Source organism: Mesorhizobium sp. P2_F7 (assembly GCF_056403695.1).
On record NZ_JBFUFA010000009.1, the window covers coordinates 105,508 to 121,869 of the forward strand.

Consider the following 16,362-nt stretch of genomic DNA (forward strand, 5'->3'; position numbering starts at 1 on the left):
CCAGGTCTTGAGAGCCCGGCGGGCGCCCCCCTCTGCCCTGCCGGGCATCTCCCCCACCTGGGGGGAGATTGCGCGCGCAGCCGTTTTCGCCAATTATCGGCTCAGCGCCACGGCATCCGTTGTTCCGGGCAGATGCCGCGATGGCTCGGGAGGGGCAATCATGAGAAGCGGATTGGCGAGATTCATCGTGGCCGTCGCGGCCGCATTGCAAGTCATGCAGCCGGCCTCCGCCGCGTCCTGCAAATGGACCGCTAAAATGGAGGAGGACGAAGGCGGCAAAGTGCTGACGGCCTCGGTGTGCGGCGGGCCGAAGGCCGATGCGCATCTGATGCTTGTCTGTTTCGACAAGCCGGTGCTGAGCTACGATCTCGGCGCAGCAGGCCAGCAACTGGAGCCGGGCAACAGCGCTTCCTTCACCTTCAAGGCCGCCGACAAGAGCATAACGAAGACGCTTCAGCTCGAGGAGATGTACAATTACTTCACGCTGGAATTGTCAGGCCCGACCGACCCGCTGCTCGCTTTGTTGCGGGGCAAGGGCGACGTCACGGTTTCGGCCGACAAATATGGCAAAAACAGCTTTCCGCTGACGGGCTCGAGCGGGGCTATCGGCAAGGTGCTGGCGCAGTGCGGCAAAAGCTCTGCCGGCGATGCCGACTGACGCCCTGCCCTCATCCGCGCAGCCGGTCGCGTGCCTCCATCAGGGCGAAGCCAAGCAGATTTTCGCCGCGCCACAATAGCGGGTTGCCGGCGCGCTCGTCATCGGCGGCCAGGCCGATGCCCCAGATCCGGTCGACGGGGCTCGCTTCGACCAACACCTGATCGCGGGTCGAAAGCAGAAACGCGCCGAGCGCCTTGTGCTGGCGGAATTTCTCAAAGCTCCCCTCGGTGACGATGCGGTATTTCTCCGCATCCCACCGCGCCGCGTCGAAGCCGCTGACCTGGCGTCCAAGCTGTTTGGCCTGCTTCGGGCTGCCTGCGCCGAGGATCTGCGTTGCAACCTGCTCGTCGCCGAACAGGCGCGCCTTGCCGGCCATCATCCAGTGTTCGGCTGTCGGGTAGGTCAAGCCATCGACGCAGAACGGCGCCGGCCACCACTGGCTGAGGCAGGAGGTGGTGATGCGGCCTTCCTTGGACGGCTGGTGGCCCCAGAAGAAGAGGAGCTTCGGCCGGGATTTTGCGCGGACGCCTGCTTCGAGCCAAGCACGGTCGTAAGTCATGGCGGGGATGAAGCGGAACGGCGGGTTGCTTGTCAACGCCGGTGACAGGGTACGAGTAACGGTTCGGCCTGCCATTCTTTTTTGCCGGCTATGCCTGGCAGAACTCCCCTTGCGTCTTGCCCGCCGATTGACCAATCTCGCCGACACTGTCATGAGCCGCGGTCGGGGGGATCGCATATGCCTACGCTCTATGCACTGAAACCGGCTTTTCAGGCCAGGTTGCGGCCGCTGGCCGACCGGCTGGCCGACGCCGGCGTCACCGCCAACCAGATCACGCTTCTCGCCGCCGTGCTCTCCATCGCCACCGGCCTGGTGGTTGCCGTCTTTGCCGACCATCGTGCGATTTTCCTGCTGATGCCTGTGGTGCTGTTCGTACGCATGGCGCTCAACGCCATCGACGGGATGCTGGCCAGGGAACATGGGCAGGCGTCAAAACTCGGCATGTATCTCAACGAACTTTGCGACGTCGTCTCCGACCTGGCGCTGATCCTGGCCTTTGCCACTCTGTTCCCGGCCTGGGGTGTCGTCGCTTTCGCCATCGCCGCCATGCTTGTCGAGTTCGCCGGCGTGCTCGGCGTCGCCGCCGGCAGCGGGCGCAACTATGCCGGGCCGTTCGGCAAAAGCGACCGGGCGCTGGCGCTGGGCGTCATCGGCTTCCTCATCGCCTGCGGCCTGTGGGTCGAGGCGATCACACCCTTTGTGTTTCCGGTCATGGCTACACTGTCTCTCGTAACCGCCATCAACCGGATACGCAGCGGCCTTAGAGCGGGCGACGCCTGATGCAGAAGCGTCAGCAGCCCGACCGCCAGAGGGGAACCATGATCCACCAGACCGTCACCGCCGCAGCACCGGCAAGCCTTGAGCGCATCGCGCAGGAGCGCACCTTCAAGAGCCATGACGGCACCGAGATTTTCTACCGCTACTGGCCGGCCGTCGGGCAGACGCCCAAAGGCGCGATCCTGCTGTTCCATCGCGGCCACGAGCATGGCGGCCGCATGGCGCATCTGGTCGACGAACTCGCCATGCCCGACCATGCCTTCTACGCCTGGGACGCGCGCGGAAATGGCCGCTCGGCCGGCGAGCGCGGCTATGCGCCGTCCTTTGCCGCACTGGTGCGCGACATTGATTGCCTGGTGCGCGAGATCGGCCGGGATGGTTTTGGCCAGCGCGATGTCGCGCTGATCGCGCAATCTTTCGGCGCGGTTCTCGCCGCCGCCTGGGTGCATGATTATGCACCCGACATCCGCGCGCTGGTGGTTGCTTCGCCGGCCTTTTCGGTAAAGCTCTACGTGCCCTTCGCCAAGGAAGGCATTGCGCTGTGGCAGAAGCTCAAGGGCCGCTTCTTCGTCAATTCCTACGTCAAGGCGAAGTTCCTGACGCATGATGCCGAGCGCATCGCCTCCTTCGACGCCGACCCGCTGATCACAAGGCCGATCGCTTCCAACATCCTGGTCGAACTCTATGACCATGCCGCCCGCATTGTCGCCGACGCCCGCGCCATCACCGTGCCGACGCAGTTGCTGGTGTCGGGCAGCGACTGGGTTGTGCGGCACGCACCGCAGCACGAATTCTTCGTCAATCTCGGCAGCAGCGCCAAGGAGCGGCATGTGCTGCCCGGCTTCTTCCACGACACGCTGGGCGAACGCGATCGTAAGCAGGCGCTGGACCTGATCCGGCCGTTCCTCGAAAAGCAGTTCGCCGAGCCGGAAAAGACAATCGACCTGACCTCGGCCGATCGCTCCGGCTATACCCGTGACGAAGCCGACAAGCTCGCCTCGCCGCTGGCGCTGCTGTCGCCCAAGGGTCTCTACTGGGCGATGAGCCGCGCCTCGATCCGCATGGGCGCCTGGCTGTCTTCGGGCATGAAGACGGGCATTGCCACCGGCTTCGATTCCGGCTCGACGCTCGACTATGTCTACGAGAACGACGCGCGCGGCACCGGCTTCGTCGGCCGCATGATCGACCGCACGTTCCTCGACGCCATCGGCTGGCGCGGCATCCGCCAGCGAAAGCTGCATCTGGAAGAGCTGATCGGCAATGCCGTCGCCAGCCTGAAGGCGGCCGGCCGCCCCGTCCACATGCTCGACATCGCCGCCGGCCATGGCCGCTATGTGCTCGATGCCGTCGCCAAATGTGCCGAGCCGCCGGCCAGCGTGCGGCTGCAGGACTATTCCGGGCTCAATGTCGGGCTCGGCTCGAAGCTGATCGCCGAACGGCATCTGCCGACCAGCGTCACCTTTCATCAGGCCGACGCTTTCGATGCCGGAATGCTGGCCGGGCAAGAGCCGGCGCCGGACCTCGCCATCGTCTCCGGGCTTTACGAATTGTTCGCCGACAACCAGATGATTTCCCGTTCGCTCGGCGGGCTGGCCAGCGCCATGCAGCCCGGCAGCCTGCTCATCTACACCAACCAGCCCTGGCATCCGCAGCTGGAAATGATTGCGCGCAGCCTGACCTCGCATCGCGGCGGCCAGGCCTGGGTGATGCGGCGGCGCACGCAAGGCGAGATGGACCAGCTGGTGACAGCGGCGGGTTTCGAGAAGATCGACCAGCGCATCGACCAATGGGGAATCTTCACCGTTTCAGTCGCACGGCGCGTCTGAGACCATGATCCTGTCTTTGACCGACCCTGCCCCCGCCCCGGCGCGGGAACCCTATTTTGGCATCGTGCTGAGAGCCGCCCTTTGGCTGGTGCTGCTGGCGCCGTTCTTCTATTCGACCTATGGCTTCGCCAACTGGCTGGCGTCGCGGCGCGATCATGTCGGCAGCATCGTCTATGCCTGGGAACACGCCATCCCGTTCGTCGCCTGGACGATCGTGCCCTACTGGTCGATCAATCTGTTCTACGGCCTGTCGCTGCTGCTCAACACGACCAGGCGCGGCGTCGACCGGCTTGCCGGCCGCTATCTGACGGCGCAGGTCGTCGCCGTCGCCTGCTTCATCGCATTTCCGCTGACGGCGACCTTCGTGCGGCCGGAGACCTCCGGCTTGCCGGGCTTCCTGTTTGCGGTGCTCGGCGGTTTCGACAAGCCGTTCAACCAGGCGCCATCGCTGCACATCGCGCTTCTGGTGATCATCTGGGACCATTGGCGCCATGCCCTGATTCACCACCGTCTGGGAAGCTTGCTCAGGCCCGTCTGGCACGTCTGGTGCTTTCTCATCGGCGCCTCGGTGCTGACGACCTGGCAGCATCATTTCATCGACATTCCAACCGGCGCGCTGCTCGGCCTGTTTGCGCTGTGGCTGGTTCCGGCCAAGGGCGAATTGCCCTTCTGGGGTTTTCGGCTGACCGCCGACCCGAAGGCGCGGCGGCTGGCGGGATACTATGCGCTGGGCGCAGCGCTTGCCTTGGCCGCCGCGGCTGCGGGCGCATTTGTCTCCGCCGATTTTCTCATCCTGCTGTGGCCGGCGCTGGCGCTGGCCATCGTCGCCTTTGCCTATGCCGGGGCCGGCGCCAAAGTGTTCCAGAAGGCGGCCGACGGCAGCGTCTCGCTGGCCAGCCGGATTCTCCTTCTGCCCTACCGGCTCGGCGCCCGCGTGAACATCTGGGCATGGACCCGTGAACTCGCGCCACAAGCAGAGATCACCGACGGTGTTTTCTTCGGCCGCTTTCCGAGCGCAGTGGAGGCCAACCGTTTCGGCACCGTGATCGACCTTGCCGGCGAGCTGGAACGGCCTGGTGGCGTGACCAGCCGCTGGCTCAGCTATGCCATGCTCGACCTCGTGGAGCCGCCGCATGACAGGCTGGAGCGGGCGGTGGCGGCGATCGAGCTGGCGCGCCGGCGCGGCACCGTCCTAGTCTGCTGCGCGCTCGGCTTCCAGCGCAGTGCGGCCATCGTCGCCGACTGGCTGGTTGTAACCGGACGCTCGCACACGGCTGCACAGGCGCGTAAAAAGCTCGCTGCATCGGGTCGGCCGGTGCATCTTCATGGCGCGGCGGACGAATTGGGCATGAGTGGGCCGGCATGAACGGCGAGAATTTTCCCGAGAAGGCCGAGGCGTTAGCCGCCGGGCTGATGGTGCAGGCGGTGTGGCCGATCCTGCTGGTGGTGGCCGGCGTTATGGCAGCGCCGATCATCGGCCTGGCCGCCGCCCCGCAGACGACAGCGCTGTCGGCGGCGGCCTGGTTGATTGCGGCTGCGGGTGCCGTAGCCACGCTGGCTCTTTCGGCCTTGCTTTTGTTCGACGCGCTGCTGTTCCGGCTGATGGCCAGCCACGCCACCGAGGCTGCCGGCGGCGCCGCGGTCGACGATGTACTGGCGCGCATGCGTCTGAAACCCACCGCTGCCGGCGGCCGGTCGCTCGATCATCGCATGGCAGGCACGCGTCGCCTGCTGACAAGACAGCGCCTGGCACTCGCCGTCTTTGCGGCAGTATCCCTTGTGGCGGCATTTGTTTGAGCCATGACAAAACTTCACCTGCGTGCCAACACCTTCACCTTGCTGCAGACGGTGACCTCGGTCGGCCTGTCGGCGGCAGCGTGGGTGGTAACTGGCGTCAGGCCAATCTGGAACGGCAGCCAGCCGTCAGAGCGCCAGCGCATCTACTTCGCCAACCATGCCAGCCATGGCGACTTCATCCTGTTGTCGGCTTGTCTGAGCGAAAAGGTACGCGCCCGCACGCATGCGATCGCGGCGGCCGAATATTGGGGCAAGTCGCGGCTGCGCCGCTTCATCGCCGAGGACATGCTGTCTTCCGTGCTCATCCACCGGCAGTGGACCGACGAAACGCAGCACCCGATCTCGATCATGCTGTCGGTGCTGGACCAGGGCCATTCACTGATCCTGTTTCCGGAGGGCACACGCAACACGACGGAGGCGGACCTGCTGCCGTTCCGCTCCGGCCTCTACAATCTGTCGATGGCGCGGCCCGATGTCGAACTCATCCCGTGCTGGATCAAGAACATGTCGCGCGTGCTGCCCAAGGGCCAGTTCCTGCCGGTGCCGCTTTTGTGCCGCGTCGTCTTCGGTCCGCCGGTGGCGATCGAGCCCGGCGAGGAGCGCCGCGCTTTCCTAGAGCGCGCGCGCCAGACACTGCTGTCGCTCGACCCCCGCCCCGATCGGGACGACTAGAGCATGATCCCAAAAAGTGGGTACCGGTTTTTGGAAAAGATCATGCTCCAAGAAAAGATTAGATCATGATCAGAGACTTCGCATGACACTGCCGCCGATACATGAAACCGTCATCCTGCTGGTTGGCCTGGTCGCGGTACTGACCACGGCCAGCATTGTTGCCGGCATCCTGTCGTGGCGGGCGCCGAAGCCGCTGCCCTCGACGCTCGTCAACCTCAACCAGCGCATCAATGCCTGGTGGGTGATGGTGGTGGCGATCACGGTCGCCTTCTTCTTCGGCCGCACCGGCATGACAATCTTGTTTGCGCTGATTTCGTTTGCGGCGCTGCGTGAATTCGTGACGCTGACGCACAGCCGGCGCAGCGATCACTGGGTGCTGCTCGGCATGTTCGGCATCATCATTCCCTACCAGTACTGGCTGGTGTGGACCGCCTGGTACGGGCTGTTCACCATTTTCATCCCGGTCTACTGCTTCCTGTTGATGCCGGCGATCACGGCGCTCAACGGCGACACCGAGCGCTTCCTCGAGCGCGTGTCGGCGCAGCAGTGGGCCGTCATGATCTCGGTCTACTGCGTCAGCCATGTGCCGGCGCTGCTGACCCTCAACGTGCCCGGTTTCGAAGGACGCAATCTCCTGCTCATCGCCTTCCTGATCATCACCGTGCAAGGCAGCGACGTGCTGCAATACATTTTCGGCAAGCTGTTCGGGAGGCATCTGCTGTCGCCCTCCGTCTCGCCGTCCAAGACCTGGGAAGGGCTGGTCGGTGGGCTGGTGGCGTCGAGCCTGCTCGGCGCGCTGTTGTCGTTCCTGACGCCGTTCTCGCCCCTGGCGGCGGCCGGCGTCGCCTTCATCGCCTGCCTGATGGGATTTCTCGGCGGGCTGGTCGCGTCGGCCATCAAGCGCGACCAGGGCGTCAAGGACTGGGGCCACCTCATCGAAGGCCATGGCGGCATGATGGACCGCGCCGACAGCCTGGTCTTCGCCGCTCCGGTGTTCTTCCACATCGTCCGCTATTTCTGGACGGTGTGAGAATCTGCACTTAGACGCCTTTTGCCTCTACAGATTTGGCTGGCGACATCACTCAAAGCCCTGCTAAGCCTCATGCACTAGAGATTGCCGGAGTTTGCTTGGCGGGTGGGAGTGATGACCTACAAGGCGCTCCAGATATGGTTTTACGCGGCGCTCTCGTTGGCGCTGTTGGGGAATCCCGCGTGGCCAGCTGAAAAAGAAGGCATTCGCAAGCAAGCAGCCAAAGACGCAGCTCTTAGCTATCTACGACCGCTGCCGCGCGATGGGAAAATCTACGTTTGGCCAACATGGCGTCGGCCATACGAAGTTGTAGCGGCTCATTTGAATGTAAGCAGTTCGATCGAGCGATATAAAGTCCTCAGGGGCGATCTAAATGGTCTTTTCCCGACATTCGGGGCAGCCCAAATTTCCATAATCGCTGCCGACGGAGCAAACTGGCAAAACGATGTAACGTCGGCCTTAGCCAGTTCCGCCCTGCTGCCATTCTACAAGGACTTCGTTGCAACAGCGAAGGTTGGCGAAGACGGATGTACCGCATACAAATTTCTTAGCAGAAAAACATGGGCTGCCGTAGGAATCATCCTCATAGACGAGGCCATCTTCCGCGAAAAAGCAGAGGCAAAGCTTGATGATTGCCTCCACACCGCGCTTGATTATTTGCAGGGCTTTCCGACGCGGGATAGGTACTTCGATTACCTGACACTTCCTGATGCGACGATTCGGGGCTTGGTAATTGAAGCGATCTACAAATGTGCTGCCCAAGAAGACGGAACTCCGGCGCCGGAAGAACGAACCAAGGATGGTTTGACACCGCTTCCTTCGCTAGATTGCATCATGGCCAAAGTGGCTGAATGAAGTCAGCACAATTTTCTGCTGCGCTGCAGCTTGTCGAGACGACAGCTGTTACCGATTTCGCGAAAACGGTAACAACGCCACGAACAGAACGGTGAACGCACACCCGCGGCGAAACGATATCAGTCGCGGATCGCGCGTCCCGCCTGCTGCAGCAACTCGAAAGCGGCGAAACGTTTGTCGTGCCAGGGCATGAGATCACCGCCGGCCGGGCGATAGATCTCGCCGATGCGCGACATGCCGGTCATCGCCGCGATCACATCTGGATAGGTCCCGGCAGCCACCGCAGCCAGTATAGCCGAGCCGAGCAGCACCGGTTCGGGCGAAGTCGAGCCGGCGACGGTCAGGCCCGTCGTGTCGGCCAGCAGCTGACGCACCAGGTCGCTCTGCGCCGCGCCGCCGCTGACGACCATGGTGTCGATGGGAATGCCCTTGTTGGCCATCGCCGTCAGAATCTGGCGCACGCCATAGCCGATGCCCAGCAGGCCGGCGACATAGAGCGCGACGAGGCTGTCGAGTGACGTGTCCATGCCGAGCCCGGCCATAAGCGCCTTGGCCTCGGGGTCGGCGAAGGGCGAGCGGTTGCCGAGGAATTCCGGCACGACATGCAGCCCTTCGGCGAGGTGCGCGACTGCGGACAGGTCGGTCGACTGCGTTGCCGCCTGCCGGCCAAGCCAAGCGGTCAGGCCGAGACCTTCCGCCTTGGCTTTTGCGGATGCTTCAGCCGAGGCGGGGTGGAAGGCGATGAGATGATCGATCGCCGCGCCCGCCGCCGATTGGCCGCCTTCGTTGAGCCACAGGCCCGGCACCATCGAGGAGAAATACGGACCCCAGACGCCCGGCACGAAAGCCGGTTCGCTGGTGCTGGCCATGGTGCAGGCCGACGTGCCGAAGACATAGGCCATACGCGATTGCAGCGTGCCGACGGAGCCCTGCCCGCCAACCGTGCCGACGCCGCCGGCATGGGCATCGATGAGACCAGCAGCGACCGGCGTACCCGGCAGCAGGCCGAGATCGGCCGCGGCGGCTTCGGTCAGGCCCTGCGCCAGCGCGGTGCCGCCTTCGACCACTTCAGTGCCGATGCGGGCAAAGGCTTCGTCAGCGAGCACGCCGAGGCCAATGGCGCGGAAATAGGCTTCATCCCAGCGCCTCTCATGGCCGAGATAGGTCCATTTGCAGGTGAGCGTGCAGATCGAGCGCGCCAGGCTGCCGGTCGAGCGCCATGTCAGATAGTCGGTGAGGTCGAAGAAGTGCTCGGCCGCATCGAAGGTGGCGGGCAGATTCTCCCGCAGCCACAGCAGCTTCGGCGTTTCCATCTCCGGCGAGATCGTGCCGCCGACATAGTCGAGCACCGCATATCTGCCGGCATTGATGCGCTGCGCCTGGTCAAGGGCGCGGTGATCCATCCAGACGATGATGTTGCGCTGGCTGTCGCCCGAGCCGCCGACCGGCAACGGCGCGCCGCCCTTGCCGACCACGACCAGCGAACAGGTGGCGTCGAAGCCGATGCCGGCAATGTCGCGCCCGGCAAGCCCCGACTTCGTTACCGCCTCGCGCACGCTGGCGCACACTGCGCGCCAGATATCCTCGCTCGACTGCTCGGCGATTTCGCCAGGTTCGATGAACAAAGCGATGTCGCGCTTCGCCGAGGCGAGCATGGCGCCGGCGCTGTCGAACACCCCTGCCCTGGCGCTGCCGGTGCCGACGTCGATGCCGAGGAAGTGGGACATGGGGAACCTCGAGGAGTTAGGCAGTAGGGCAGTAGGGCAGTAGGGCAGTAGGGCAGTAGGGCAGTAGGGAGAGTGTCAGTCGTGAGCAGTCAGCCGCAAGGGCAAAGCGCCCTCACCTACTGCCATACTGCCCTACTGCCTTACTCCCCTCACAAATCATTGCTCTGCGGCAGGATCACTAGATCGCGGATCGTGACGTTGCGCGGACGCGTCAGCATGAACAGCACGGCTTCGGCGACCTCGACCGGCTGGATCAGGCCGCCCTTGGCCAATTCATCGTCGAGCTTGTCCTTCGGCCAATCGCTGATCAGCGCCGTCACCACTGGTCCCGGCTGTACCGCGCCGACGCGCAGGCCGTGCGGGGCGACCTGCCTTCGCACCGTGTGGACGAAGGCCTGTACGGCGTGTTTGGAGGCGGTGTAGATCGGCTCCCAGACCACCGGCACCAGCCCGGCGATCGAGGAGGTGACGATGATGTCGCCGCTCTTGCGCTCGACCATGTGCGGCAGCACGGCGTGGACGGAACGGAACACGGCATTGATGTTGAGGTTCAGCACGCGGTCCCACACATCCGGGTCGCCGTCGACCACCGGGCCGCCGACATAGGCGCCGGCATTGGCGTGGAAGATGTCGAGCTGGCCGGCCTTGTCGAGAATCTCAGGCATCATGGTGGCGACGCTGGCCGGCTTCATCAGATCGATCACCAGCGGGATGGCATTGGGACCGAGTTCGGCGCACGCGCTCCTCAGCGCATCTTCGGCGCGGTCGACGAGCACGACGCGGACGCCGGCGGCAATCAGCGCCCGGGCGCATTCCAGCCCGATGCCTGACGCAGCGCCGGTGATCGCCGCGACTTTTCCACTCAAATCCTGAGCCATTTTATCCTCGAGTTACGATTGCGTTCAGGCGCGGCCGTGGGAAACCCGCGAGCGGCGTGCCAGGGAGTCGACGATGACCGCTATCGCCAGAACGGCGCCGGTGATCATGTAGCGAAGCGACGACGACAGATCGAGCAAGGTCAGCCCGCTGGCGATCGACTGGATGACGATGATGCCGAGCAGCGCGGAGTAGGCGCTGCCGCGGCCGCCGAACAGGCTGGTGCCGCCGATGACCGCCGCCGCAATGGCATTGAGATTGACGTCGCCGGTGCCGGCCTGCTGGCTGGCAGAGGCAAGGCGTGCCGCCGACAGCACGCCGCCAAGGGCGGCGAACATCGAACACATGACGAAGGCGCTGAGATAGATCGAGCGCACCTTGATGCCGGCGCGGCGCGCCGCTTCGCGGTTGCCGCCGACGGCGGTCATCGAACGGCCCCATTGGGTGCGGGTCAGCGCATAGTTCATCGCCACCACCAGGCCGACGAACAGGCCGAACATCCACGGTATGCCGCGCGCCTGGTTGAGATAGCCGACGATCAGCTCGAGCAGGATGGTCAAGGCGGCGACGCGCACGATGAGACCGCCGACCGACGGCGCCGACAGGTTCACGGCGCGGCGGCGGCTGACGGTGCGAAGGCCGGTGATCAGCATGACGATGCCCGGCACCGCCGCCAGCGCATAGGAGAGCCAGTCCGGCATGACCAGCAGCTGGCCGAAATTCACCAGGTTCGAACCATAGGGCAGATTGATCGAACCGGTCGATCCCAGAATGTAGAGCTGCAAGCCGAGCACGGCGAGCAGGCCGGCCAGCGTCGAGACGAAGCTCGGCATGCCGAGCCGGTTGAACAGCAAGGCATAGAGCGCGCCGACGAAGCCGCCGACAGCGAGTGCCGCGACAATCGCGAGCGCTGCCGGCCAGCCCTGGTTGACCCACAGTGTGCCGACCATGGCCGAAGCAAAGCCGCTGATCGAGCCAACCGACAGGTCGATCTCGCCGACCATCAGCACGCAGACGATGCCGAGCGCGATGACGCCGACAGTCGAGCAGTCGAACAGCAGATTGACCAGGTTGCTCGACGAGACGAACACCGGATTGAGGGCAGTGAACACGCTCCAGATGATGACCAGGCCGACGATGACCGGCAGCGAGCCAAGGTCGCCGGAGCGGACGCGGTCGAAGAAGGCGCTGATCGCGCCACCGACGCCTGCCTGGTGCTTGACGCGGACGTCGCTACGGTCGAGCGCCGTCGACGAGGAGGTGTCCTGCTTGGGCTCTGCGCTCATGGCCGCTGCTCCTGTGATTGCGCCTGTGCTGCCTTGCGCCGTTCGGCGCGGCGCGACACCGCATTGTTGGCGGCGCCGGTGATGGCGCTGACCAGTTCCTGGTTGGAGGCGTCGGGTTCGAAGACGCCGTTGTTGCGGCCGAGCCTGAGCACGACGATGCGGTCGGCGACGGCGCGGACGTCTTCCATATTGTGGCTGATCATCAACACGCCGAGGCCGCGTTCGCGCACCCGGTCGATCAGGTTCAGCACTTCCGCCGTCTGGGCGACGCCAAGAGCGGCGGTCGGCTCGTCGAGCAAAATGACCTTGGGGTCGAGCAGCAGCGAGCGGGCGATCGCCACGGTCTGGCGCTGGCCGCCGGACAGCGAAGCGACCGCTTCGCGCACACTTGGAATGCGCGCCGACAATTCGTTGAGCAGCGTCCAGGCGCGGATTTCCATCGCCACCTCGTCCAGCCGCAGCGGGTTGAGCTCCTTGCCGAGAAAGATGTTGGCGACGACGTCGAGGTTTTCGCACAGCGCGAGGTCCTGGAAGACGGTGGCGATGCCGAGCGTCAGTGCGGCACTCGGGTCGGGCATGGTCACTTGCTTGCCGCGGAAATTGATGGTGCCCGACGTCGGCTGGTGGACGCCGGCCAGGATCTTGACCAGCGTCGACTTGCCGGCGCCATTGTCGCCGACCAGCGCCACCACCTCGCCGGCATGGACGTCGAGGTCGATATCGGTGAGTGCCGAAACGGCGCCGAAATTCTTGGAAATGCCGCGCAGGCTGAGCACCAGCTCGCCTGCCGAAACCGGTCCGTCGGAGATGTCAGACATTGTGGCAAACCTTTCCGGATGACCGGTCAAGAGTGACTGGGACTTCCGGCCGCCGCACAGGCGGCCGGAAGCCAGGATCAGGATTCTACGTCTTCCTTTTATGCATGTCGTTATCCCAAAACCGCTGGGCACTTTTGGGCGACATGCATTGTCAGTTGGTGATGCCGAGCTTCTTGCAGCCTTCGGCGTAACGGTCGACGCAGAGCTCTTCGGCGGTGTTGATCTTCTTGTCGATGATCTCGGCCCTGAGGTTTTCCTGCGTCACCACCGCCGGCGTGAACAGCTGCGAAGGGGTGTCGTAGAGGGTCATTTCAGCCTTCGGCGTCTCGCCCGACAGAAGCTGGACGGCGACGTTGGCGGCAGCGGCGGCGACGATCTCGCTCGGCTTGGAGATGGTGTTGTACTGATCGCCGGCGATGATCAGCTGCAGCGCGGCGATGGTCGCGTCATTGCCGGTGACCGGCGGCACCGGATCGACGCCGGCCGCCTTGAAGGCGGCGATGGCGCCACCGCCGGTGCCGTCATTGGCGGCGACGACGCCGACGATCTGGGTGGAGAAGCGGGTGATCTGGCCGCTTGCCCATTGCTGCGCCTTGGGCGGCGCCCATTCCGGCGTGTCGTATTCGGCAAGGATCTTGTAGCCGCTGTTGTCGAGGCTGGAATGAATGCCCTTCTTGATCAGCCCGGCGGCCGCGTCGGTCGGCGAGCCGTTGATCTGTAAGAGGCCGCCGCTGGCCGGATCGACCTTCAGCGCCTTGAGATGTTCGACGAGCGAGTCGGCGATGGCCTTGCCGATGCCTTCATTGTTGAACGAGACATAGAAGTCGGCCGGTGCTGTCGGGATCGGGCGGTCATAGGCAATGACCTTGACGCCCTGGCTCTGCGCCAGCTTGACCAGCGAGGCGGCGGCGGTCGAGTCGACCGGGTCGAGCACGATCGCCTTGGCGCCCTGCGAGATCACCGAATTGAACTGCTGCTGCTGACGCGAGGCGTCGGCATCGGCGTTCTGGTAGATCACCTTGCAGCCGGGGCAGAGCTTTTTCATCTCGGCGGCAAAGCCGGGATAGTCGTGCTGCTCGTAGCGGGTCGAGGCCTGGTCGGGCATCAGGAAGGCGACCGTGGCGTCGGTGACCGGGGCGGCGAAGGCGGCGGTGCCGCTGAGGAGTGAAAGCGTGAGCGCAAAGGCTCCCGTCGAAGCAATTCTGGTCATTCTGATATCTCCGTTTCAATTGTTTCACGAAGCCCTGGACACCACATGGCGCGCCGGGCCTTGACTGCAAGTCGAACTGTTGCAAGGAATGACGACGCACTTGATCTGTGCTGCGCATCCTCTTGATATCGCTGGATTTCAGGACAAGCGATCTCCAGCACGGGGCGCCTCCAACGCACGCCCCGCGTCCTTTCTTCCCAAAATGTCTAAAGCTCCTCCCGGTCCTCCCTGTTAGGCGGCAATCTCCGCGCTGATGTTTTCCGCCAGCAAGGCCCTGAAGCGCGAAGGCGACATGCCTTTCTGTGTCAGGAACTGGCGGTTGAAATTCGAAATGTTGTTGTAGCCGGCGGCGTAGCAGATCTCGGTGATCGGCATATCGGCCTCGCTCATCAGCAGCTGACAGGCGAGATTGATGCGCAGCCGGTTGACGTACTGCACCAGCGCCATTCCGGTGTGACGGCGGAAGCTGCGCGAAAACGCGCTCGGACTGCGCCCGGCAATCGCCGCCAAATCGCTCTCGCTGAACGGCTCGGTCAAATTGGCGTTGATATAGGCAAGCGCCTTGTTGACGCCGGCCGACATGAAGCCGGAGGGATCGGGCAGATAGTTGGCGCTGGTCAGCGTCCGCACATCGGCGGCGCGGCTCAGGATATCGATTGTTTCCATGAACAGCGCGATGCGACGAACACCTTGCGCTTCGACCAGTTCGGCCAGCACAGGTGCGGCGAGCTTCGCGGTGGCAGCGGAAAACAGCGCGCCGCGGCGGCTGAGTTCGAGAATGTTTTCGCAACCGGCAAGTTCGGGGAGCGCGGTGGTGGCGTCGGCGATGAACTCTTGCGAGAATTGCACGACGCGGCCGCGCAGCGGCACGCTGGTACCGGCCGGCACGTCGCTGACCCAATTGTGCGGCAGGTTCGGGCCGGTGAGCACGAGATTGCCGGGCTCGAACTCGCCGATGAAATCACCGACGAAATAATGGCCGGTGGTGGCGACGACATGGTGGATTTCATATTCGGGATGGAAGTGCCAGCGCACGGTGTGGAAGGGATAGCCGTGGGCCCAGGCCTTGAACGACTCTCCGCGTCTGATCTGGACGACTTCCAAGTCCGGATTCATGTCAGTTCCTCCCGGCGCCGGTCCGGTCATGCGACCAGTTGCAGTGCCCTCTCCCGCAGGCCGCGTTTGCCGCTCTCTGCAGTGATCAAAGCTTAGGCGGCAATCCTTGCCGCCGCCACCACGGTGTGTCCACCTCACTGATACTTTTTTGACATTTTTGCGGTCGAGGCGACGCGTTTGCGAGTATGCAGGAGACTTCAGGCGCCCCAGACGACCGCCTGTTCATGGCGCTTTATGAGGTGTTTCAAATTGTCGAAGCTCCGGCGGATGTGCTTGGCGAAGGCATCGACGGCAGGGGCGCGCGGCGTGTCGGCGCGCCTGAGCAGGCCGAGCGCGCGCTCAGGATGCGGGATGGCCACGGGAAGTGCGGTGATCGACTTGTCCTTGCGAAAGGCGAAGACCACGCTGTGCGGCAGCACGGTCAGCGCATCGGTTTCCTTCATGTAGTTGATGGCGCTGGTCAGTGATCCGCCGGAATAGCGGATCTTGATTTCGGTGGCGCCGAGCGACAGGAGCAGGCTGCGCAGATCCTCCAGCAGCGGGCTGCCGGGCGGCGGCGCGATCCAGGGATAGTCGAGCAGGTCGCCGGCTTTCAGTTTGCGCCGCAGCAACAGCGGATGCGTGGCGCGGCAAGCGACGACGTTGCGCCCGGGCAGGATCTCGCTGAACTCCATGCCCGACCCCTCCTCCAGAATGTCGATTGGGCAGACGGCAAGGTCGATGCGGTCGGCATTGATGGCGGCGCGCAGGTCCGAGAGATAGCCATAGCTCTGGTCGACGCGGACATCCGGATAGGCGTTCTGGAAATCGGCGATCATGCCGGAGATCAGCGCATCCATGAAGAACGGCGTGCCGCCGACCCGCACCACGCCCGAACGCCCCTGGCTGAAATTGGCGGCGATGTCGGAGGCCTTGCGCGAAGCCGTCAGCATCACCTGGCCATGATCGGCGAGCGCGCGGCCGAGCGGCGTCGGCTGCAAGGGCCGGCGCCCTTTCAGGAACAGCGGCTCGCCCAGCCGCTTTTCCAGCATCGAAAGCGTGCGCGAGACGGCCGGCTGCGACAGGCCGATAAGGGCAGCGCCTTCGGTGACGCCGCCCGCCTGCACCACGGCGGCCAGCTGGATCAAATGCCTTTCATCGAGCTTCATAACGATA

16 protein-coding genes are annotated in these 16,362 nt (G+C 64.2%); 8 read left to right on the forward strand and 8 right to left on the reverse strand.

Going from position 1 to position 16,362, the window contains the following annotated elements; all coding sequences use genetic code 11:
• The first annotated feature begins 160 nt into the window (after positions 1-160).
• The gene (locus tag AC1DZ8_RS24915) at positions 161-658 is read left to right on the forward strand and encodes a hypothetical protein (protein WP_477307608.1); all 498 of its coding nucleotides are present in this window, start codon (positions 161-163) and stop codon (positions 656-658) included.
• 10 nt (positions 659-668) lie between these two features.
• Here AC1DZ8_RS24915 and AC1DZ8_RS24920 read toward each other — a convergent pair whose 3' ends face one another.
• Positions 669-1,292 carry an NADAR family protein gene (locus AC1DZ8_RS24920; RefSeq protein WP_477307606.1) on the reverse strand — a complete coding sequence of 208 codons (624 nt, stop codon included), beginning with the start codon at positions 1,290-1,292 and terminating at the stop codon, positions 669-671.
• A gap of 102 nt (positions 1,293-1,394) precedes the next feature.
• Between AC1DZ8_RS24920 and AC1DZ8_RS24925 the strand changes: the two genes are divergently transcribed.
• From AC1DZ8_RS24925 to AC1DZ8_RS24955, 7 genes are all read left to right on the forward strand, one after another.
• A complete protein-coding gene (locus AC1DZ8_RS24925) occupies positions 1,395-1,997 on the forward strand; it encodes a CDP-alcohol phosphatidyltransferase family protein (RefSeq protein WP_477307604.1) in 603 nt (200 codons plus the stop codon).
• A 41-nt stretch (positions 1,998-2,038) separates the two neighbouring features.
• Positions 2,039-3,820 (forward strand): bifunctional alpha/beta hydrolase/class I SAM-dependent methyltransferase, encoded by a 1,782-nt coding sequence (locus tag AC1DZ8_RS24930; RefSeq protein ID WP_477401820.1) that lies wholly within the window; start codon positions 2,039-2,041, stop codon positions 3,818-3,820.
• A 16-nt stretch (positions 3,821-3,836) separates the two neighbouring features.
• Entirely contained in the window at positions 3,837-5,186 is a 1,350-nt protein-coding gene (locus AC1DZ8_RS24935) for a phosphatase PAP2/dual specificity phosphatase family protein (protein ID WP_477310210.1), read from the forward strand.
• The gene (locus tag AC1DZ8_RS24940) at positions 5,183-5,617 is read left to right on the forward strand and encodes a hypothetical protein (protein WP_477310212.1); all 435 of its coding nucleotides are present in this window, start codon (positions 5,183-5,185) and stop codon (positions 5,615-5,617) included. Before AC1DZ8_RS24935 ends, AC1DZ8_RS24940 begins: the two co-directional genes overlap by 4 nt.
• Positions 5,618-5,620: 3 nt before the next feature.
• Positions 5,621-6,289 (forward strand): lysophospholipid acyltransferase family protein, encoded by a 669-nt coding sequence (locus AC1DZ8_RS24945; RefSeq protein ID WP_477310214.1) that lies wholly within the window; start codon positions 5,621-5,623, stop codon positions 6,287-6,289.
• Positions 6,290-6,371: 82 nt separating this feature from the next.
• Positions 6,372-7,319 carry a phosphatidate cytidylyltransferase gene (locus AC1DZ8_RS24950; RefSeq protein WP_477310216.1) on the forward strand — a complete coding sequence of 316 codons (948 nt, stop codon included), beginning with the start codon at positions 6,372-6,374 and terminating at the stop codon, positions 7,317-7,319.
• A gap of 114 nt (positions 7,320-7,433) precedes the next feature.
• Positions 7,434-8,174 (forward strand): hypothetical protein, encoded by a 741-nt coding sequence (locus AC1DZ8_RS24955; RefSeq protein WP_477310218.1) that lies wholly within the window; start codon positions 7,434-7,436, stop codon positions 8,172-8,174.
• A 119-nt stretch (positions 8,175-8,293) separates the two neighbouring features.
• Here the strand turns inward: AC1DZ8_RS24955 and AC1DZ8_RS24960 are convergent, their stop codons facing one another.
• The 7 genes from AC1DZ8_RS24960 to AC1DZ8_RS24990 all read right to left on the reverse strand — a co-directional run bounded on the left by AC1DZ8_RS24960 (position 8,294) and on the right by AC1DZ8_RS24990 (position 16,355).
• Entirely contained in the window at positions 8,294-9,901 is a 1,608-nt protein-coding gene (locus tag AC1DZ8_RS24960) for an FGGY-family carbohydrate kinase (protein ID WP_477310220.1), read from the reverse strand.
• Positions 9,902-10,050: 149 nt separating this feature from the next.
• Positions 10,051-10,779, reverse strand: a complete 729-nt coding sequence (locus tag AC1DZ8_RS24965) for an SDR family oxidoreductase (protein ID WP_477310222.1) — start codon at positions 10,777-10,779, stop codon at positions 10,051-10,053.
• Positions 10,780-10,803: 24 nt separating this feature from the next.
• A complete protein-coding gene (locus tag AC1DZ8_RS24970; protein WP_477310224.1) occupies positions 10,804-12,063 on the reverse strand; it encodes a sugar ABC transporter permease in 1,260 nt (419 codons plus the stop codon).
• Positions 12,060-12,881: an ATP-binding cassette domain-containing protein gene (locus AC1DZ8_RS24975; protein ID WP_477310226.1), complete on the reverse strand. Its 822-nt coding sequence runs from the start codon at positions 12,879-12,881 to the stop codon at positions 12,060-12,062. The genes AC1DZ8_RS24970 and AC1DZ8_RS24975 overlap by 4 nt, the downstream gene beginning before the upstream one ends.
• A gap of 151 nt (positions 12,882-13,032) precedes the next feature.
• Entirely contained in the window at positions 13,033-14,091 is a 1,059-nt protein-coding gene (locus AC1DZ8_RS24980) for an ABC transporter substrate-binding protein (protein ID WP_477310228.1), read from the reverse strand.
• A 231-nt stretch (positions 14,092-14,322) separates the two neighbouring features.
• Positions 14,323-15,207 (reverse strand): AraC family transcriptional regulator, encoded by an 885-nt coding sequence (locus AC1DZ8_RS24985; protein ID WP_477310230.1) that lies wholly within the window; start codon positions 15,205-15,207, stop codon positions 14,323-14,325.
• 197 nt (positions 15,208-15,404) lie between these two features.
• Positions 15,405-16,355, reverse strand: a complete 951-nt coding sequence (locus AC1DZ8_RS24990; RefSeq protein WP_477310232.1) for a LysR family transcriptional regulator — start codon at positions 16,353-16,355, stop codon at positions 15,405-15,407.
• Positions 16,356-16,362 lie beyond the last annotated feature (7 nt).